Genomic DNA, 19,450 nt, shown 5'->3' on the forward strand with positions numbered 1-19,450 from the left:
TTATCGGAGCGCCGACTCGATCGCCTGGTCGAGATCGGCGATCAGATCGTCGACGTGTTCGATTCCGACCGAAACGCGGACGAGTCCGTCGGTGAGCCCGGCCTCGATGCGCTCCTCGCGCGGAATCGTGGCGTGGGTCATCGGGGCGGGCTGTTCGATCAGGCTCTCGACGCCGCCCAGACTCTCCGCGAGCGTGAACACCTCGGTGTTCGAGACGACTTCGCTCGTCTCCTCTAAGCTCGCGTCGAGTTCGAAGCTCAGCATGCCGCCGAAGTCGCGCATCTGTTCGCTGGCGATTTCGTGGCCGGGATGGGATTCGAGACCCGGGTAGTAGACGCGCTCGACAGCCGGCTGCTCGTCGAGCCACTCGGCAACGGCACGGGCGTTCTCGCAGTGGCGTTCCATCCGAACGGGGAGCGTCTTGGTCCCTCGGAGGACGAGGAACGATTCGAAGGGGCCGGGCGTCGCGCCCACGGAGTTCTGGTAGAAGCCGAAGCGCTCGTCGAGTTCTTCGTCGTCGGTCAGCAGCGCGCCGCCGACCACGTCCGAGTGGCCGCCGAGGTACTTGGTCAGCGAGTGCGAGACGATATCCGCCCCGAGGTCGAGGGGCTGCTGGAGGTACGGCGTGGCGAAGGTGTTATCGATCGCACAGAGCGCGTCGTGATCGTGGGCGATCTCGGCCGCGCCCTCGATGTCGACGATCGACAGCAGCGGGTTCGTCGGCGTCTCGAGCCACAGCAGTTCCGTGTCGTCCCGGAACGCAGCGTCGATCGCGTCCAGGTCAGTCATATCGACGAAGCTGAACTCGATGTCGTAGTCCTCGTACACCTGCGTGAAGATGCGGTGAGTGCCGCCGTAGACGTCGTTGCCGGTCACGACGTGGTCGCCCGCCGAAAGCAGGTTGAGGACGGTGTTGATCGAGGCCATTCCGCTCGCGAACGCGCGGCCGAACGCGGCGTTTTCGAGGCTCGCGAGGTTGGCTTCGAGATCGGTTCGCGTCGGATTGCCGGTCCGGGAGTACTCGTACCCCCGGTGGTCGCCGGGCGCGTCCTGCTCGTACGTCGAGTTCGCGTGGATGGGCGTCATCAGCGCGCCCGTCTCTCCGTCGGGGTCTTGGCCGGCGTGAATCGACCGCGTTTCGATCCGGAACTGATCGTCGTCGGTATCCATACTGCGGTACGTGTTGCCTGCGCGGATTATTGTTGCGGACCCGCGTCGGTGCCGACCGATCCGTGCCCCCTCGATGGTCCGTGTCAGTGGCGACCGACCGGAGCGGAAGACGTGCGTTTTATAACCATCACCGGTCAAGACGGTCGTACGACTATGCCCAAATCTAATGGCCCTCGTCAGGGAACCCGGAACAAATTATCCAATGATCCGCGAGACCGCGGTGCATCACCGCCACAGCGAGCGATTCAGGACTACGAGGTCGGCGAAAAAGTCCACCTGAAGATCGACCCGAGCATCCACAAGGGTCGCTTCCACCCGCGCTTCGACGGTCACACCGGCGAAGTCGTCGGGACGCAGGGCGACGCCTTCAAGGTCGAGATCAACGACGGTGGCAAGAACAAGACGCTCATCGTCACCGCAGCGCACATGCGCGCCCAGGATCGCTCCGAAGAGCGCGTCTGAACCGTCGGTACAACGTACACGTACAATGACGATCTTCAAAGAGATCGTCGACGAGGAGTTCCTGACGGTTTCGGAAACGAAGGAACTGCTCGCCGACATCGAAGCCGACCGCGCACTGGACGAGGACCGTGAACTGCCCTACGAACTCGCTCGGGCGATCGACCACGTCAACCAGTTCACCGTTCTCGAGCCCGAGGAGGCACAGACCCTCGTCGACGACCTCCAGGACCTGGAGAAAGTCGACGAAGCCACGGCGTACAAAATCGCCAACCTCCTCCCGCGCAACCGGGACGAACTCCGATCGGTGTACGCACAGCAACGGTACTCGCTGTCCGGAGACGAACTCGACGACATTCTGAATGTCGTCGCACAATACGCCTGAAAGCGGGCCGACTCTTTAAGTACGCCGTCCCCGTATCACATGACAATGAGCGAAGTCGATAGCGACGGGACGGACGTTCGGCGCGCAGTCGTGTTGGACTACCTCGCACACGGGCTCTCCGATGACGGCCGACCGCAGTACGCGAAGTCACCCGCCGGGTACGCACTCGACACTACTGACTTTCGCCTCTACGAAGTCGCATTCGACGAGGACGAACGTCTCACCATCGGCAGCGAAGTCGCCATCGAACCCGCAGCCGAACGCGATATCGTCACCGAAGCCAACCGCGTCGAGTACGATGCCCTCTCCTCCGGAGCACAGTCCGAACTCGAGTACGTCGTCGCCGACCTCGTCGAGGAAGACGAACGGCGCTTCGTCGATTTCTACAACGACGCCCAACCGATTACGCTCCGACTCCACCAACTCAACCTATTGCCCGGGATCGGGAAGAAACTCCGCAACGGCATCCTCGACGAGCGAAAGCGAAAACCCTTCGAGAGCTTCGAGGAACTTTCAGAACGCGTCTCCGGCCTCCACGACCCCGACGAGATCATCGTCGAACGTATCATTCAGGAACTGCGCGACGAGGATCTCAAATACCAGACGTTCGTCGGACGCCACGAACAGGAGCAGAACCATTGACGGACCAGTGACGACTTCCCCGCCTTCTCCCTCACCCTAAAACGGCCTCTCGGTACGTCAGCTCACTCCTGCTCCTGCGGCGGCGTCGTCTGCTGTACGATCGTCAGCCAGAAGTTCTCGACCGACTGAACGAATTCGATGAAGTCGTCCGACTCGACCGGCTTCTGGAGATAGTGTTCCGCGTCGATATCGTGTGACTTGACGATCTTCTCCCCCACATCTGAACTCGTCAGAACGACGACCGGAATGTCGCACAACGCCTCCTCGTTTTTCAGTTCGGATAACACATCGAACCCGCTCGTCCCCGGTAACTGCGGCTCGAGGAGAATGAGATCGGGTTGTGGTTTGTCACTGTAGGCATTGCGCTGGTGAACGAAATCCAGCGCCTCTTCCCCGTCCGAAACCGTATGCACGCTGTTCGTAAGGCTTGCGTCCTGGAACGATTCCGTGAAGAGCCGAGTGTCACCAGGACTGGGCTCAACAAGCAAGATTTCGATCGGCTCATCCTCCACATCCAAACTCATACACCTACATTTGCGCGGGAGGGTAAAACAACGAGGATTCACGCCCATTGCCGATCACACCGACGAGCGGAAACCGGCCCGGACTCGAGACGGTGCGTTTACACCATCTCTTCCCATAGCGCCAGCAATGAGAGATCCAGACGGACTGATCGCCCGCGCAGGGGTCCGCGGCGATCCCGACCGCGATCAACACTTTCTCGTCGACGACCGCGTCCTCGACCGACTGCCAACCTATCTAACGGACTGTGATCCCGCGAGAACCACCGGTACCGAAGCCACCACAACCCCCGCTGAAACCGCGACCGAGACCGAGACCGCTCCCGACACCATCGATACCAGCCACCTCCTCGAAATCGGCGGCGGCACCGGCGCACTCACCGATCGCCTCCTCGAACTCGGCACCGAAACCGACCGGGTTACCGTCGTCGAACGCGACAGCGAACTCGCATCCTTCCTCCGCACCGAGTTCAGCGACGAGATCGATGCCGGGCGACTGACCGTGATCGAGGGCGACGCGCTCGAAGTCGACCTCCCCGAGTTCACGGCGTCGGTGTCGAACCTTCCCTACGGCGTCTCGAGCGAGATCACGTTTCGCTTGCTTCCGGAGGGACGGCCGCTCGTCTTGATGTTCCAACAGGAGTTCGCCGAGCGGATGGTGGCCGAGCCCGGCACGTCCGAGTACGGCCGGCTCTCGGTATCGACTCAGCACTACGCCGACGCCGAACTCGTCGAGTCGATTCCGAAGGAGGCGTTCTCGCCGTCGCCGGCGGTCCAAAGTGCGGTCGTGCGATTGTGTCCCCGTGAGCCCGACTACGAGGTCGACGACGAGGACTTCTTCCTCCGGTTCGTCAAGGCGCTGTTCACCCAGCGCCGGAAGACGATTCGAAACGCGATCCGGAACACGGCCCACATCTCCGGACTCGACGCTCCCGAGTCGGTCGTCGATGCGGCCGACGAGGACCTGCTCCAAAAACGCGCCGACGCGATGGCACCCGCCGAGTTCGCGGCGCTCGCCGAACTCGCGAGCGACGTTGGCGCGCCTGCGGACGGGTGAGGAGAAATAAGATCGTACACAATCACGAGTTGTGACCAAATCGGGCGCGAAACGAACTGACCGACGGATACTCAAACCTTCAGTGACGAGAGGGTCAGAGACGAACATCCTATGGTTGTAGATGCGGGGCTTCTCGGAACCGAAGCAGGGCCCGGATTCGACTGGCTCGCGGAGACGTTCGAGGCGACGCAACTCAAGGTCGTCATCACGGTCGCCGCAGCCGGTCTCTTGCTGGCCGTGTTGCTCTCCTACCAGCGGCTCCAGCGGTGGATCTGCGAGCGGAGTCGGCCGCTCTACGGGGATATCGCGTCGACAATCGTCCTGACGGTAACTTGCGTGTTCTCTCTCGCGGTCGTCCTCGGGGTCTGGGGGCAGACGAGCGAGGTCCACAGACTCTACGGTGAACTCGATATCGGCGGTCCCGTCGTCGCACAGGTTATCATCTCGTTTATCCTCCTCGTCAGCACGTTCATCGTCATCCGGTTCATCAGACGCGTCCTGGAGGAGGTTCTCGACTCCGCCTCGGCCGTTACCGATCATCAGCGGGAGATCACCCGCCGGCTCACGCAGGTCATCGTCTGGTCGATCGCGCTCATCGTGATCCTCGGCGTCTGGGTCGACGACCTCGGCAGCCTCCTCGTCGGGGCCGGCTTCCTCGGCATCGTCGTCGGTATGGCCGCGAAGCAGACCCTCGGAACCGTCCTGGCCGGATTCGTCCTGATGTTCGCCCGCCCGTTCGAGATCGGGGACTGGATCGAAGTCGAGGACGAAGAGGGGATCGTCACCGACATCTCCATCGTCAACACCCGAATTCGGTCGTTCGACGGCGAGTACATCATGATCCCCAACGACGTCATCTCCGCGGGGACGGTGACGAACCGCTCGCGACGCGGCCGCCTCCGCATCGAGGTCGAGGTCGGCGTCGACTACGAAACCGACATCGAACGCGCCACCGAACTCGCCGAATCGACCGTCGACGAACTCGAGTTGACGCTCTCTGCACCCGGCCCGCAGGTCGTCACCAAGCGATTCGGCGACTCGTCGATCGTCCTCGGCGTTCGCTTCTGGATCGACAAGCCGAGTGCCAGACGTCGCTGGAAGGCACAGACGGCCGCAATCAACGCCATCAAGCAAGCCTTCGACGACGAAGACATCGGGATTCCGTACCCCCAGCGTGAACTCTCGAGTCGGGAGCAGACCGCCGTTCGGATCGGCGAAGGCGATGGGCCAGCAGGCGGCGATAACACGGCGAATACGACCGATACGGCATCGCGAGAGTATCAGATGACCTCACCGGAGGAGTAGTGACCATGGATTTGAAAGACCAACGAGACGTCGAAACTGACGTCTATCAGCCCGCCGAGGACTCCGAACTCCTCGCTGAATCGGTGTGTGACCACCTCGGGAAGCGGGCGCGGGATCGACCTGGCTCGACCGTGCTCGAGGTCGGCACTGGCTCGGGATACGTTGCCAGCCGCGTCGCTGACGAGACAAACGCGCGTGTAATCGCATCGGATCTGAACCCACACGCCGTGCGACAGGCGCGACGCGAGGGCGTCGAGGCGGTCCGAGCCGACCTCGTCTCGCCGTTCGCCGACGGCGCGTTCGACGCCGTGTTGTTCAACCCGCCGTACTTGCCGACGGACCCGGACAACGAGTGGGACGACTGGATGGAACACGCCCTCTCGGGCGGGGAGGACGGCCGGGCCGTCATCGACCCGTTCCTCGCATCGGTCAGACGGGTACTCGACCCGGACGGTGTCGTCTACCTGCTCGTCAGCAGCCTCACCGGCGTCGACGAGGTGGTCGAGCACGCGGGCGAAGCGGGATTCAGCGCCGTTGCGATCGCCGACGAGTCGTTCCCCTTCGAGACGCTGACCGTGCTCGAACTCCTCCGATAACGTCAACAGACGAGCTCGAACGGACTTTTCAAGCGGCTGAAAATACGTCAAAAATGTACTTCACCGACGAGCCGCGCTGGCGAGCGTCGCCGCCGGATGCATCGAAATTGCGGGTTGTTCGACGTACGCGCGGTCGTCCTCGTCCGACGATCCGCCGCCGTCGGGAGTCGACGAACCGCCGGACCCTGACAAGCACGTCTTCGGCGCGAACGGAAGCCGGTCCGGCTTCGGTTGCAACGCGTCCAACACCCGTTCGGTCGCCGACGGGAAAGTGCCCACGGGATTGGCGACTTGCGACACACCGCACCAGCGTACGGGCGCGATACAATCTTCGTCGGGGACGACCGACTGTGGGCGCTCGACCCGACGCCGGGAGATAGTCCGGCCGGCGGTCCAGCAGTTCGGTTCGGGCACGAGTTCGCCGGTCGGGTTGGGCCGGGTCCGATCCACGACGACGGCACGCTCTACGCGGTCGCACAAGTCGACGCCGGGCGGACGCGCTGCTGGCGCTCGAGTGACGATCGATTTCGATCGGCGGCGGACGTGCGGGACGGCTCCCCCAAAAACCCGCATGAATTACTGCAGTGTATGAGATACGATGGAAAATATTAAGCGTCGGTATAGCCTATCCGGAACCACGATGACTGAGTACGTTTCGACCACACCGGGGCTCTTTCCGCTCCCGGATTGGGCGAAAGACGACCTCTCGGGTCTCAAGGGCCACCAGAAACACGACCTCATCAGCGGCGACGAAAGCGGCGAAATCGCCGCCGCCTACGAGGAGGCCCGGAAGAACGTAATCGACGCCCAGCAGGAGACCGACCTCGACCATACCGTCGAGGGCCAACTCCGCTGGGACGACATGCTCGCCCACCCCCTCGCCGTCCACGACGCCGTCGAAACCCGCGGCATCGTCCGCTACTACGACAACAACAACTTCTACCGCGAACCCGTCGTCACCGACGACCTGGACTTCTCCGGCGACGTGGCAACCGAACTCGAAACGGCCGGTGAACTTGCGGACGGCGACGACCTGCAGGCCGTCCTCCCCGGCCCCTACTCGCTCGCCGACCTGGCGACCGACGAACACTACGGCGACGAGGCCGCGTTCCTCGATGCGATTGCGGACTTCCTCGAAGCCGAGGCGGACGCCTTCCCCGAGCACGAGACGCTGTTTCTGCTCGAGCCCTCGCTGGTCGAAAACGCGCCCGAAGACGGAGTCGACGAGCGCGCGAGCCGGGCGATCGATCAGGTTGCCGGGGCGGTCGACGCCGATGTCGTCGTCCACCCTTACTGGGGCGCACTCGAGGAGAAGGTCTACGCCCACCTCCTCGACGCCGACATCGATGCGGTCGGCTTCGACTTCGTCGCGAACCAGGAGGACAACCTGTACAACATCCAGGAGTACGGCGCGACCGACGACATTTCGCTCGGTCTCGCCGACGGCCAGAACACGCTCGTCGAGGACCCCGAAGCGATCCGCGAGCGCGTCGACTGGATCTACGACCAACTGCCCGTCTCCGCGTTCGAGACTGTCTATCTGACGACGAACACCGAGACGTTCTACCTGCCCTACGCCAAATTCGAGGAGAAACTCGCCGCCCTTGCCGAAGCCGCCGAACTCGCGGAGGTGAAAGCCGCATGAGCCCAGACACACCCGTCAACGAAAACAAAGACCAGTTCCGACCCGACGACCACGACAACGACCACTTCCTGCTGACGACCGTCGTCGGCAGCTATCCGAAGCCCAAGTGGCTCAACCGCGCGAAGGAACTCTACCAGGACGACGATCACGAGTTCGACGCCGAGGACTGGCAGGAGGCCACGGACGACGCCGCCCAACTCATCACCGCCGAACACGAACGCGCGGGTCTCGACGCCGTCGTCGACGGCGAGATGCGCCGGAACGAGATGGTCGAGTTCTTCGCCCACCGGATCGAGGGCTACGAGTTCAACGGCCCGGTCAAGGTCTGGGGACACAACTACTTCGATAAGCCCTCCGTCGTCTCGGAAGTCGAGTACGACGATTCCTGGCTGGTCGACGAGTACGAGTTCACCGCGGCGGCCAGCGACCGCCCGGTGAAGGTTCCGATCACCGGTCCGTACACCCTCGCCAACTGGTCGTTCAACGAGGCCTACGACGACGACGAGGAACTCGCCTACGACCTCGCCGATCTCGTCAACGAGGAGATCGAAAAGCTCGTCGAAGCCGGCGCACGCTACATCCAGATCGACGAACCGGCGCTCGCGACGACGCCGGACGATCACGCCATCGTCGGCGAAGCTCTAGAGCGCATCGTCGCCGACATCCCGGAGGAGGTCCGTATCGGCCTGCACGTCTGTTACGGCGATTACTCGCGCATTTACCCCGAAATTCTCGAGTTCCCCGTCGACGAGTTCGACCTCGAACTCGCGAACGGTGATTACGAACAGCTCGACGTCTTCAAGGACCCCGCGTTCACGAAAGACCTCGCACTCGGCGTCACCGACGCCCACGTCGCCGAGGTGGAGTCGGTCGAGCAGATCGAGGAGAATATCGAGAAGGGACTGGAGGTCGTCCCGCCGGAACAACTGGTCGTCTCGCCGGACTGCGGCGTGAAACTGCTACCCCGCGAGATCGCCTACGGCAAGATGGCGAACATGGTCGAGGCCGCGCGCAACGTCGAAGCCGCCCTCGACGCGGGTGAACTCGACGTCGAGCGCGGCGCGCCGACGCCCGCCGACGACTGAGCCGGCGTTTTCTCAGCGGTCTCTTGGCGTTTTCTCGACGGGCTCGCGCGGACTCAGCGCGACGCGAATCCGCCGTGTGCGCGACTCGTCAGCCGTGGGTTTCGATGTGCCGACCGACTCGCTCCAGTCCCGCCTCGAGTTCGTCGGTGTGGAGGCCGAAGCCGATCCGGAATCGGCCGGGGTAGCCGAAGACGTCGCCGGGGGCGAGGACGACGCGCTCGGCCTCGAACAGCGACCGACAGAACTCGGTTCCGTTCTCGAATCCGTCCGGAACGGTCGGGAAGCCGTTGACGCCCGTCGGTTCGAACCACTCCAGGTCGTAGCGGGAGACGAACTCGGCAACGCGGTCTCGATTCGCTTTCGCGTGGGAGCGGTTCGCACCGAGGATGTCGTCCTCCGCCGTGCCGAGCGCCTGCTGAGCGATGTGCTGTCCCAGAATCGGGGGCGAGATCGTCGTGTAATCCTTCCACTTTCGGACCGCGTCCGCGAGTTCAGCGTTCGCGACGACCCAGCCGAGACGCGCGCCGGCGAGGCCGTAGGATTTCGAGACGCCGGCGGTCGAGATCGCTCGCGGCCCGAGCGCCGCGGCCGGGGGGTGCGGATCGTCGGCGAGCATCCGGTACACCTCGTCGACCAGGAGATGTGCGTCGTTTTCCTCGACGAGGTCGTACAGCGCCTGCAGCGTCTCCGGTCCGAGGTATTTGCCGGTCGGGTTGCTCGGATTCGTGAGGACGACGAGCCGGGTATCGGGGACCATTGCGTCCGCGACCGCGTCGACGGAGAGGTCCCAGTTCGGCGGCTCGGTTCGGACCTCGGTCACGTCGCCGACGGCGGCCGGGACGCTCGCGAGCGACTGGTAGGTCGGCGAGACGACGACGCTGTGATCCCCCTCGTCCAAGAGCGCCATGAACGTGAGGTAGTCCGCCTCCTGCGTGCCGCAGGTGAGGACGACTTCCTCGGCGTCGCGTCCGTAGCGCTCGGCGATCTCGGCACGGAATGCCGGCGATCCGTCAGTCGGGATGACGTAACCGAGTTCGCCGACGTCGAGGTCGAACCGGTCGGCGGGAAGGCTTCGAACGCCGCTTTCGGCGAGCATCACGTCGGCATCGGACTCGTATTCGTCGAGCCATCGTTCCAGTTCGAAGGGAGGTAACTCCATACGGAGTACAGCCGGAGATGAATTATATGCGTTTGCCGGGTGGTGGAACGCGACAACAACACCACGTATGTGCCATGAAACCACGAACCGACGACACGGTCGTCACCTGGTAACCCGTATATCAGGAAATATATACATGTGCGGCGTTCCAAGGTCGGGTCGATGCAAGAGTCTCTTTCAGTCTCTCACGAACTCGACGACGAAGTCGCCGAATACCGCGATCCCGACCACGAGATCGACCCGCTGTTCGTCAACCGCTGGTCGCCGCGCGCGATGACCGGCGAGTCGCTCGACGAATCGGAGTTCCTCCCGCTGTTCGAGGCCGCCCGCTGGGCCCCCTCCGCGTACAACAACCAGCACTGGCGGTTCGTCTACGCCACCCGCGAGGACGACGAGTGGGACACGTTCGTCGACCTGCTGAGCGAGGGCAACCGAGCCTGGGCAAGCGACGCCGCCGTTCTCGCCGTCATCGTCTCGAAGACGACCTTCGACCACAACGGCGAACCCGCGCCGGTCCACTCCTTCGACACCGGTGCCGCCTGGCAGAACCTCGCGCTCGAAGGCGCGCGCCGCGACCTCGCCGTCCACGGCATGGCCGGCTTCGACTACGAACGCGCCGCGACTGAACTCGACGTGCCCGACGAGTTCGCCGTCGAAGCGATGTTCGCCGTCGGCGAGCGGGCACCGGTCGAGACGCTTCCCGAGGACTACCAGGAGCGCGAACAGCCGAGCGACCGCAAGTCGGTCGACGAGATCGCCTTCCGCGGCGAGTTCGAGTAAGTCGAGCCGACCGCTGAACTCGCACGGGAGTCGAAACGCGGACGAGTACGCAGATGGGTACCGGGTGCCAGGTGCCGCGTGTCGTCCGTTCCGTTTTCTTCGATTGTAACTGGTATCGACCCGTCGGTGTTCGACTGGTAGCCCAGACGGCGCTTTAGTTAGGTTCGGTAATTCCCATAATACGTTGCTATTGCTCGAAGAACGCCGCTGATACAGCGCCGATAGTCCGGAAATAGTTATTCGGGAGAGAGTTGCCGTCTCTGAGCATGCCACCGGAACGATCACTCGATCGGGGCAGCAGTGGTGCATCACGACGAACGTTCGTTAAGGCGACCAGCGCGATGGCAATCGGAACTGGCGCGAACGGTGCCGTGGTCGGTGCGGGTGAGTCGAAGGCGGACGCCGATCCGGAGACGACGGTCGATATCGAACGCCTTCTCGAGTCGATGACGGTCCGACAGAAGGTCGGACAGATGACCCAGGTTGCACTCGGCGAAGCGGGCGAGGGCTTCGACCCGGACGATCCGTTCGAAACGCACGACGAACCCGAGACGGTCGGCGCCCTGTTTACGGACCTGCACGTCGGGTCGATCCTCAACGGCGGCGCGTCGGGGCCGACGTTCGACGGCGAGGAGTTCGTCGCGGGACTGAACGGGTTACAGCGGTACGCCATCGAGCAGACGGACCACGGCGTTCCGTTCCTCTGGGGCGGCGATGCGCTCCACGGGAACGGCCTGCTCGACGGCTGTACGAGTTTTCCCCAGCGGCTCAACATGGGTGCGACGCGCGACATCGACCTGGTCGAAGCGGCGGCGGTCCAGACCGGGTCGGAGATCGCGGCGATGGGCGGTCACTGGAACTTCGGCCCGACGGTCGACATCCTGCGGGACATGCGCTGGGGCCGGTACTTCGAGGGCCACAGCGAGGACCCAATGCTCCTCGGGAAGATGGCCAAGGCCCGTGCGCGCGGGTTCGAACGAAACGGTCGCGTCGCGGCGACGGTCAAGCACTTCGCCGGCTACGGAACGCCGAACACAGGCAGTGATCGTGCGCACGCTCGTACGTCGATGCGAGACCTCCGGACCAGGCAGTTACCGGCGTACGCGCGGGCGCTCGAGGAAGCCAAGACGGTGATGGTCAACAGCGGCGCGGTCAACGGGAAACCGGCGCACGTCTCCGAGTGGCTCCTGACGACGGTGTTGCGCGATCGATACGACTTCGACGGCGTGATCGTCAGCGACTGGGACGATTTCCTGCGCCTGCTCACCAATCACGAGTACCGCCCGAACACGGACGAGGGGTGGCGATGGGCGGTCAAGGAGGGCATCACGGCCGGCGTGGACATGCACATGTGCGGCGGCGAGGTGTCGCCGGCCGAGTTCATCGAGACGGCGGTCGACCTCGTCGAGAGCGGCGAGATCCCCGAGGACCGTATCGACGAGTCGGTGCGTCGCATCCTCGAACTCAAGCGGGAGCTCGGACTGTTCGAGCGGCCGCTCGTTCCGGAGGACCGGATCGGCTCCCTCGTCGGCGGCGCACGGGACGTGTCGGCCCGACTGGCGAAGGAATCGCTGGTGCTCCTCAAGAACGAGGACGACGTACTGCCGCTCGAGGGGACCGAACGGGTGTTACTAACCGGCCCGGGAATCGAGGACGGAACGCCGAACCGGTTCCTCATGCAACACGGCGGCTGGACGCTCGGCTGGCAGGGCGTCGAGGACGGCGATCTGACCGAGGACGGCCCGCGTCCGCGCCAGACCACTATCGAGGGTGCGATGAAAGAGCGACTCGGCGACCGACTGACGCACGTCCCGACCGAGTTCGAGGCCGCGCCGTACGAGAGCATCTACGAGAACTTCGATAACGGCTTTTTCGACGTGACCGACGCGCAAGAGCGCGCGATCCGCAAGGCGGCACCCGCCGCGGACGCGGTCGTCGTCGTCCTCGGCGAAGGACCGCACAACGAGGGCTTCGGCGACCGCGACAAGATGCGCTTCCCCGAAGCCCAGCGCGAACTCGTAACCCTCCTCGAGGCAGCTACCGGCGACGACGTCTCGCTCATCGGCGTCGTCCTCGCCGGCAGTCCGCGCGGAACCGCGGAGACGTTTGACCGCCTCGACGGCGTCCTGTTCGCCGGCCAGCCCGGAAGCGACGCGGGCGTCGCGATCGCCGACACGCTGTTCGGCGACTCCAATCCGTCGGGACGACTCCCGTTCACGTGGGAGGCCAACGTCGGCCACGTCCCCCAGTGTTACGACGACTATCCGCCCCGACAGTCCGTCGACGCGGGCGCACAGACGGTCCAGTTCGAGTTCGGCCACGGGCTCTCCTATACCGACTGGTCGTACGCTGCCCTGACACTGTCGTCGTCGACTATCGAGAACCCCGCATCAAATCCGACGATTACAGCTCAGGTCACCGTCGAAAACGCGGGCGAGATGGACGGCGAGCACATCGTCGAGGTGTACAACACCAAATCCTACGGGTCGGTCCTCCAGCCCCGCCGCCGGCTGCTCGGCTTCGAACGAGTTCGCGTCGCGGCCGGCGAGAGCAAAACCGTCGTCGTTGAACTCGATCTCTCGACGCTCGAGGTCGTTCCCGACGACGTGCCCGGCTGGAAGCCGACGGTCGTCGAGGCCGGCGAGTACGAACTCTCGGTCGGCGAGGAGACGGCGGCGTTGACGATCGAGAAGACGGCGTCGCTCACCGATCCGAAGCCGGCCCCCGGCCGGGGCGGTTCCGCCGGCAGTCGCTGTGACGACTGAACCGGTGAGATCCGGGTCTATCGGCGAGTCACCGTCCGCGAGCGCGACGTGGCGATCCGCCTCGGTCCGCTGGCACGCTTCTGCGATACAAACATCTAACCCGGATACTGCTGAAAGGGTAACCATGACCCTCGACGTCGGCGTTCTCGGCTATCGATTCATGGGCAAAGCACACGCAAACGCCATGGCGCGGCTGCCGATGTTCTTCTCGGACGCGCCGGCAATCGAGCGCTCCGTCCTGGTCGGCCGCAACGAAGAGACGCTGCGCGAGGCCGCCGACCGACTCGGGTTCGACTCGATCTCGACGGACTGGGAAGCCGTCGTCGACGACGTCGACGTCTTCTACAATCTCGGCCCGAATCACGTCCACCCCGAGCCCTCGATCGCCGCGCTCGAAGCCGGCACGCCCGTCTTCTGCGAGAAACCCCTCGCGCCGACGCTCGAGGAGGCAGAACGGATGGCCGAGGCGGCGGCCGACGCCGGTGACGACGTGCCCGCCGGCTCCGCCTTCAACTACCGGTTCGTGCCCGCCATCCAGTACGCGAAGGGCCTGCTCGACGCGGGTGAACTCGGCGAAATCCGTCACGTCCGCGGGCGCTACCTCCAGGACTGGCTCGTCGATCCCGAGGCCCCCTGGTCGTGGCGCAACGACGCCGACCTCGCCGGTGCCGGCGCGCTCGGCGACCTCGGCTCCCACACGGTCGACCTCGTCCGCTTTCTCGTCGGCGGCGTCGACCTCGCCGGCGACATCGAACGTATCAGCGGCCACCTGCAGACGTTCGTCGACGAGCGCCCCGTCGACGGCGACAGTGACGAAACGAGACCCGTCACCGTCGACGACGCCTACTCCGCCCAACTCGAGTTCGAAAACGGCGCGATGGGGACCCTCGAAGCCACCCGGTACGCGACGGGACACAAGAACGACCACACGATCGAGATTCACGGCTCCGAGGGGAGCCTGCGTTTCTCCCTCGAACGGTTGAACGAACTCGAGGTCCTGCGCGACGGCGATCGGGGCTACGAAACGATTCTCGTGACCGACGAGGACGATCCGTACCTCGACCACTGGTGGCCGCCGGGCCACGTCCTCGGTTGGGAGCACACCTTCGTTCACGAGAACTACGAGTTCCTGAGCGCGGTCGAAGACGGGCGATCGTTCGAGCCGAACTTCGACGACGGACTGGCCGCCCAGCGCGTCCTGGCGGCGATCGAGGAGAGCGACGAGCGCGGCGAGTGGGTATCCCTCGAGTAATCGAGTCCCTGTGCCCGCGACGGGCGACGGGGCGTTCAGAGCGAGCGAACGGAACGCGTGGTCTCACTGAGAGCGCGGGCTCTCGGAAGACCGCACTCGCGGCTCCGAACTCGTAACCAGGAATGCGCCGATTCCGAGGAGGAGCATGGCGATTCCAGAGAGAGCGAGGAGTGCGGCGTAACTGGCGAGAACCGTCAACCCGGTGTAGACGACGGGGCCGGCGGAGCGACCGAGGAAGGTTGTTGCGTTTCGAATGCTTAGCGCGCCGGCCCGGTATTCCGGGAGGGCGATCCGGCCGATCGCGGCGTCGATCGACGGGAGCGCCAGTCCGAACCCCACGCCGACGATGACGGCACCGACGGTGAGCACGGGTACCGACTGTCCCGCCCAGACGACGAGCAACCCGATACCGTAACAGAGGAAGCTACACGCCACCAGCCGGTGGTTCGACCAGCGTTTGGCGAGGTCGCCGTTCTTCAGCGCGACGGCGGCCGACGCGATCGTTTGGATCGTCAGCACGGCACCGATGACGACCGACGATGCGTCGAAGTCGGCCGTTAGGACGAACGGGAGCGCGGTCAAAATCGTCCCGAACGCGACCGCTTCGAGCAGGAAGGTCGCGCCGTAGAGAGCGCTCGCCTCGCCGGCGGGCAAGGCGTCGACTGCCCCGCGAAGGTATCGCAGGCCGGTCCTCGGCTCGCCGGTCGGCGGCTCTTCGAGCGCCCGCATCGCGAAGAGACCGGCCGGAATCGCGACCGCGTAGACCAGGAACGGGACGTGCCAGTCGATCGAGCCGAGCGCACCGCCGACGAACGGATAGATCGCCGCGCCGGCAAACAACGCGGCGGCGTTGACGCCGAGGACGGCGTTTCGCCGGACGCCGTCGAAGACGTCGCTGATGAACGTCACCGTCAGGATGAACACGCCGGCCGAGGCGGTCCCCTGCAGCAAGCGAAGTGCGAGCACGATCGAAAACGAGTTCACGAGCGCGGCGAGGACGCCCGTGACGCCGAACGCGAGCAGGCTCGGGACCATGACTCGCTTGCGACCGACTTGGTCGGCGAGCATGCCGATGACGGGCGACAGCACGATTCCCGGCACGAAGTACGCCGTGATGAGGAGACTCGTCCGAGCGTCCGTAATCCCGAACGAGTCTCGGATGGCGGGGAGCACTGGACTGAGCAGCGGGACGCCGAGCGGAAGGACGAGCGTACTGACGAGAATCGCCTGTAACGTGGGCGAACGCCACGGAATCGTCGTTTCGTCGGCCGACATACGGATTCACACGGCCCGAAGAACGAAAGTGCTGTTCGGTACTCCGTCGACCCCGTCTATTCGAGAACGATGCAGGTTCGCGTTCGCCCCACGTTCTCGCCGGACTGAATCTGCTCCGTGACTAACGACAGTAGTTCCTGATTCGAGTCAGCTTCGACCTCGGCGATGATATCGAACTCGCCGGCGATGATACTCGCCCGAGTGACCGCATCGAGTTCCCGAAGCGAATCGAGAACGGGGCGGGCGGTTCCGGCGGCGGTCATGAGCAGGACGTACGCTTCTACCATGGAGTTCACCAACAGTTGAGAGAAGGTGCTACGGGCGGATATAGCTCTATACAGCCAGTAGAGACGGTTCGGATAGTGAGAGAATCGTCACGGACGATGCTGGGAGCGCGTCGATCAGGTATCAGTGTCAGTATCAGAGTCAGTATCAGTACCAGTATCAGTGGAAGTCCCAGCGTCGATCTCGGTTTCAGCCTCAGTCCCAATCTCGATCCTGATCACGGTCCGAATCTGATCGTACCGGGGACTTCCCTCACCGGGCGACCGACCGTCGAGTTCGAGATAGCCGGGTTCGATGCCGGTCACCTCGCCCGTGACCGAGACGTCATCAGCCCCTGTTCGATCAGCCTCTCGAACTTCGACGGTGTCACCGACCGTAACGTGCTCCTCGACGAGTCGAGACGCTTCGCCGGTGCTGGCGTCCCGCGGAATCGTAAGTTCGGTCATGAATGGGTGTGAATACTCCGGCGGCGAGACGGGTAAACGCACGCGCGTCAAGCGACGGGATCTTTTGTACTCGTGTTGATCGAGTTCGCTCTCGCAGGCCGCGACGTGTCGGTGAGAATCGTTATATTCGAGGGCGCGAGTCGGTACAGTACTGTCGCCATGACGGGGCCACAAAACGGAGCGGGCGAACGGGATCGGACGGGTACACAACGGGGTTCGACAATCGAACTCGCGGGCGGGTTCAGCGTTCACGACTACCGGACGAAACTGAAGCTCCTGAAGGACTCCGGCACGACGCGAACGCTCGAAAACCGCGAGGGGTTGCTGTGTCCGGCCTGCGAACGCGAGTTCGATCGACTGTTCGTCACCGAGGAGCAAACGACGTCCTTCGAGACGCCGGCAGAGCGTCCGTTCTGTCTCGCCCGAACCGACGAGAAACTGTTGCTGTGTACGCATTGAGAGTCCCTTCCGAGGGGTAGTTGGAGCCTCGTCGGAGGAGGTTGCACGACAACCATGATGAACGATCGTGCCGTGCCCGTCCGATTTGTCGCTGTCTTTCGTGTGTCCGGAACGGCCGAAATTTGTCTCTCGGCGCGACACTCAGCGGTAGCCGGTAGCTGCTTTATCTCCGTGTGAGACGTACGAGAGGACAACACGTGCACGGTGAACCACACGATGACTACACGCTCGACTCGATCTCCGTCCGGTGATGCGGCTTCCGGGAGCGGCGATCAGAAACCTGTGGGACAGGGTCGTGACCATCGAGTTCAGGACTACATCCAACCGCTCGCGTTTCCCGCCGGTGCGATCGTGCTTGCACTCGCCCTGAGTATCGTCTGGAACATGGCCCCCGTCGACGCGTTCTTGCTCTCGTTTCTGGTCGTCACGGTCGGGCTCCAGGGGATCTGGGCGTTTCTCGGCCACTACTTCAAAGCCGACATGGTCGCTGCTCTCATCGGCTGGCCGGCCGGGAATCCGTTCCAGACCGAAATCGCGTTCGCAAACCTCGCGTTCGGTATTCTCGGTCTCCTCTGCGTGTTCTACCGCGGCGAGTTCTGGATTGCAACCGCGATCGGCATCTCGGTCTTCCTGCTCGGTGCCGCTTCCGTCCACATCCGCGATATCCGCGAGCGGGGGAATCTCAATCCCGCGAACGCGGGCGGGATTCTCGTCACCGATATCCTCACCCCGATCGCGTTGCTCGGACTCCTCGCGCTTCGATACCTCCTGTAGGAACCACCCGCTGTAATCCGCTTCGACACCCCGTACGCGGCCCTCACGCCCGTTTCAGTCCTACTTTCCGATTGTCGCGACAGTTTTTCTACCATAGCGCCGGAATGACAGCTATGAAGATCATCAAGGACAGCGTCCACGATCACATCGCCGTGGACGGCGTCGCCCGCGATCTCCTCGATACGCCGGCAGTACAACGACTGCGGCGCATCTCCCAACTCGGCACCGTCTCGCTCGTCTACCCGTCCGCGAACCACACTCGCTTCGAGCACAGCCTCGGCGTCTACCACATCGCCTGCGAAGCCCTCGACCGCCTCGGCATCGAGGGCGCACAGAGCCAACGCGTCCAGGCTGCGGCCCTCCTCCACGACGTCGGCCACGGCCCGTTCAGCCACAACCTCGAATCGCTGACCCACCGCCGTACCGGCCGCTACCACGACGACGTTCACGGCCTCCTCACCGACGGCGCAGTCGGCGACGTACTCCGCGACCACGACCTCGACCCGGACGCGATCGCCGACCTCGTCGCCGGCGACGGCCGCTTCGGCCAACTCGTCTCCGGCGAACTCGATGTCGATCGCATGGACTACCTCGTGCGCGACGCCCACCACACCGGCGTCCCTTACGGCACCATCGATCACGGCCGGCTGATCCGCGAACTCGTCTTCGTCGACGACGAACTCGTGCTCGACGAGGGCAACGTCCAGACCGCAGAGAGCCTGCTCGTCGCCCGTGCACTGATGAATCCGACCGTCTACAGCCACAGCGTCGCCCGGATCGGCAAGGCGATGCTTCGTCGCGCGGCCGAACGGTTGCTCGACACTCCAGCGACGGACACGGACGCCACGGCGCTCCAGCGCATGGACGACTACGACCTGATCGTCGCCCTGCGCTCGTGTGCAGCCACCAGCGAGTTCTCCCGCCGACTCGACGAGCGCGACCTGTTCAAGCGGGCCGTCTGGGCGGAGATCGACGACGTTCCCGGCGGCGTCATCGAGGCGGATCACGAGTCGATCCGCGAGTTCGAGCGAGAGATCGCCGACCGAGCGGGTGTCGATCCGGAACGCGTGATCCTCGACGTGCCGAGTCGGCCGTCGATGACCGAGTCCTCCTCGCGCGTAATGGTAAACGGGGATATGCGGCGGCTCGAGCAGCAGTCGCCGCTGGTCGAGGCGCTGCGCGGTGCCCAGTACTCCCAGTGGCGACTCGGCGTGTACTCGCCGTCGCCGGTTCGGGAGGCGGTCGGCCACGCGGCGGTTTCGGTCCTCGGGCTGGATATCGACGGCGCGCTGGTCAGCGAGGTTCGAAACGGGTTCGACACGACGCTCGATCAATTTACGGACCGGGCGTAGTGGCGAAGCGAGACGAACCGTTGATGGAACTGCCCGCG

At 64.1% G+C, this 19,450-nt stretch carries 21 protein-coding genes; 14 read left to right on the forward strand and 7 right to left on the reverse strand.

All coding sequences use genetic code 11. The features are described 5' to 3' along the window. Positions 1–1,170 (reverse strand): cystathionine gamma-synthase, encoded by a 1,170-nt coding sequence (locus C481_RS06940; protein ID WP_006108445.1) that lies wholly within the window; start codon positions 1,168–1,170, stop codon positions 1–3. A gap of 153 nt (positions 1,171–1,323) precedes the next feature. Between C481_RS06940 and C481_RS06945 the strand changes: the two genes are divergently transcribed. The 3 genes from C481_RS06945 to C481_RS06955 are packed head-to-tail and all read left to right on the forward strand — an operon-like array spanning position 1,324 to position 2,656. Continuing rightward, positions 1,324–1,632, forward strand: a complete 309-nt coding sequence (locus C481_RS06945) for a 50S ribosomal protein L21e (protein ID WP_006108446.1) — start codon at positions 1,324–1,326, stop codon at positions 1,630–1,632. A 25-nt stretch (positions 1,633–1,657) separates the two neighbouring features. Further along, a complete protein-coding gene (locus tag C481_RS06950) occupies positions 1,658–2,014 on the forward strand; it encodes an RNA polymerase Rpb4 family protein (protein WP_006108447.1) in 357 nt (118 codons plus the stop codon). Positions 2,015–2,059: 45 nt separating this feature from the next. Beyond that, positions 2,060–2,656, forward strand: coding sequence for a DUF655 domain-containing protein (locus tag C481_RS06955; RefSeq protein WP_006108448.1), 597 nt, complete (start codon positions 2,060–2,062; stop codon positions 2,654–2,656). A 62-nt stretch (positions 2,657–2,718) separates the two neighbouring features. On the opposite strand, the gene C481_RS06960 is transcribed toward C481_RS06955, so the two are convergent. After that, on the reverse strand, positions 2,719–3,180 hold the full coding sequence (locus C481_RS06960) for a response regulator (RefSeq protein ID WP_049904484.1): 462 nt from the start codon (positions 3,178–3,180) through the stop codon (positions 2,719–2,721). A 127-nt stretch (positions 3,181–3,307) separates the two neighbouring features. Between C481_RS06960 and rsmA the strand changes: the two genes are divergently transcribed. The 3 genes from rsmA to C481_RS06975 all read left to right on the forward strand — a co-directional run bounded on the left by rsmA (position 3,308) and on the right by C481_RS06975 (position 6,135). Next, positions 3,308–4,234: a 16S rRNA (adenine(1518)-N(6)/adenine(1519)-N(6))-dimethyltransferase RsmA gene (gene rsmA, locus C481_RS06965; RefSeq protein WP_006108450.1), complete on the forward strand. Its 927-nt coding sequence runs from the start codon at positions 3,308–3,310 to the stop codon at positions 4,232–4,234. A 111-nt stretch (positions 4,235–4,345) separates the two neighbouring features. Continuing rightward, entirely contained in the window at positions 4,346–5,539 is a 1,194-nt protein-coding gene (locus C481_RS06970) for a mechanosensitive ion channel family protein (RefSeq protein WP_006108451.1), read from the forward strand. Positions 5,540–5,544: 5 nt separating this feature from the next. Next, positions 5,545–6,135, forward strand: a complete 591-nt coding sequence (locus C481_RS06975; protein WP_006108452.1) for a HemK2/MTQ2 family protein methyltransferase — start codon at positions 5,545–5,547, stop codon at positions 6,133–6,135. A gap of 60 nt (positions 6,136–6,195) precedes the next feature. Here the strand turns inward: C481_RS06975 and C481_RS21905 are convergent, their stop codons facing one another. Beyond that, the gene (locus C481_RS21905) at positions 6,196–6,435 is read right to left on the reverse strand and encodes a hypothetical protein (protein WP_161605625.1); all 240 of its coding nucleotides are present in this window, start codon (positions 6,433–6,435) and stop codon (positions 6,196–6,198) included. A 340-nt stretch (positions 6,436–6,775) separates the two neighbouring features. Between C481_RS21905 and C481_RS06985 the strand changes: the two genes are divergently transcribed. Both C481_RS06985 and C481_RS06990 read left to right on the forward strand, forming a co-directional pair. Next, positions 6,776–7,780: a cobalamin-independent synthase MetE gene (locus tag C481_RS06985; protein ID WP_006108454.1), complete on the forward strand. Its 1,005-nt coding sequence runs from the start codon at positions 6,776–6,778 to the stop codon at positions 7,778–7,780. Further along, on the forward strand, positions 7,777–8,865 hold the full coding sequence (locus tag C481_RS06990; protein WP_006108455.1) for a methionine synthase: 1,089 nt from the start codon (positions 7,777–7,779) through the stop codon (positions 8,863–8,865). Before C481_RS06985 ends, C481_RS06990 begins: the two co-directional genes overlap by 4 nt. An 88-nt stretch (positions 8,866–8,953) precedes the next feature. Here C481_RS06990 and C481_RS06995 read toward each other — a convergent pair whose 3' ends face one another. Beyond that, on the reverse strand, positions 8,954–10,024 hold the full coding sequence (locus C481_RS06995) for a pyridoxal phosphate-dependent aminotransferase (RefSeq protein ID WP_006108456.1): 1,071 nt from the start codon (positions 10,022–10,024) through the stop codon (positions 8,954–8,956). Positions 10,025–10,186: 162 nt separating this feature from the next. Here C481_RS06995 and C481_RS07000 point away from each other — a divergent pair, with 162 nt between their 5' ends. The 3 genes from C481_RS07000 (at position 10,187) to C481_RS07010 (ending at position 14,821) form a co-directional block, all read left to right on the forward strand. After that, on the forward strand, positions 10,187–10,804 hold the full coding sequence (locus C481_RS07000) for a nitroreductase family protein (RefSeq protein ID WP_006108457.1): 618 nt from the start codon (positions 10,187–10,189) through the stop codon (positions 10,802–10,804). Positions 10,805–11,070: 266 nt separating this feature from the next. Continuing rightward, positions 11,071–13,569, forward strand: coding sequence for a glycoside hydrolase family 3 protein (locus tag C481_RS07005; protein ID WP_049904487.1), 2,499 nt, complete (start codon positions 11,071–11,073; stop codon positions 13,567–13,569). Between the two features lie 124 nt (positions 13,570–13,693). Next, positions 13,694–14,821: a Gfo/Idh/MocA family protein gene (locus C481_RS07010; protein WP_006108459.1), complete on the forward strand. Its 1,128-nt coding sequence runs from the start codon at positions 13,694–13,696 to the stop codon at positions 14,819–14,821. A gap of 63 nt (positions 14,822–14,884) precedes the next feature. Here C481_RS07010 and C481_RS07015 read toward each other — a convergent pair whose 3' ends face one another. The 3 genes from C481_RS07015 to C481_RS07025 all read right to left on the reverse strand — a co-directional run bounded on the left by C481_RS07015 (position 14,885) and on the right by C481_RS07025 (position 16,827). After that, on the reverse strand, positions 14,885–16,096 hold the full coding sequence (locus C481_RS07015) for an MFS transporter (protein ID WP_006108460.1): 1,212 nt from the start codon (positions 16,094–16,096) through the stop codon (positions 14,885–14,887). 56 nt (positions 16,097–16,152) lie between these two features. Further along, the gene (locus C481_RS07020; RefSeq protein ID WP_006108461.1) at positions 16,153–16,383 is read right to left on the reverse strand and encodes an Lrp/AsnC ligand binding domain-containing protein; all 231 of its coding nucleotides are present in this window, start codon (positions 16,381–16,383) and stop codon (positions 16,153–16,155) included. 114 nt (positions 16,384–16,497) lie between these two features. Further along, positions 16,498–16,827, reverse strand: a complete 330-nt coding sequence (locus tag C481_RS07025; RefSeq protein WP_006108462.1) for a hypothetical protein — start codon at positions 16,825–16,827, stop codon at positions 16,498–16,500. Positions 16,828–16,986: 159 nt separating this feature from the next. Here C481_RS07025 and C481_RS21480 point away from each other — a divergent pair, with 159 nt between their 5' ends. The 3 genes from C481_RS21480 (at position 16,987) to C481_RS07040 (ending at position 19,412) form a co-directional block, all read left to right on the forward strand. Then, a complete protein-coding gene (locus C481_RS21480) occupies positions 16,987–17,286 on the forward strand; it encodes a DUF7385 family protein (RefSeq protein ID WP_241434660.1) in 300 nt (99 codons plus the stop codon). Between the two features lie 216 nt (positions 17,287–17,502). Further along, positions 17,503–18,060: a DUF6790 family protein gene (locus C481_RS07035; RefSeq protein WP_049904488.1), complete on the forward strand. Its 558-nt coding sequence runs from the start codon at positions 17,503–17,505 to the stop codon at positions 18,058–18,060. A 113-nt stretch (positions 18,061–18,173) separates the two neighbouring features. Continuing rightward, a complete protein-coding gene (locus tag C481_RS07040; RefSeq protein ID WP_006108465.1) occupies positions 18,174–19,412 on the forward strand; it encodes an HD domain-containing protein in 1,239 nt (412 codons plus the stop codon). Positions 19,413–19,450: the final 38 nt, after the last annotated feature.

It is taken from the genome of Natrialba asiatica DSM 12278 (assembly GCF_000337555.1).
Classification (GTDB): domain Archaea; phylum Halobacteriota; class Halobacteria; order Halobacteriales; family Natrialbaceae; genus Natrialba; species Natrialba asiatica.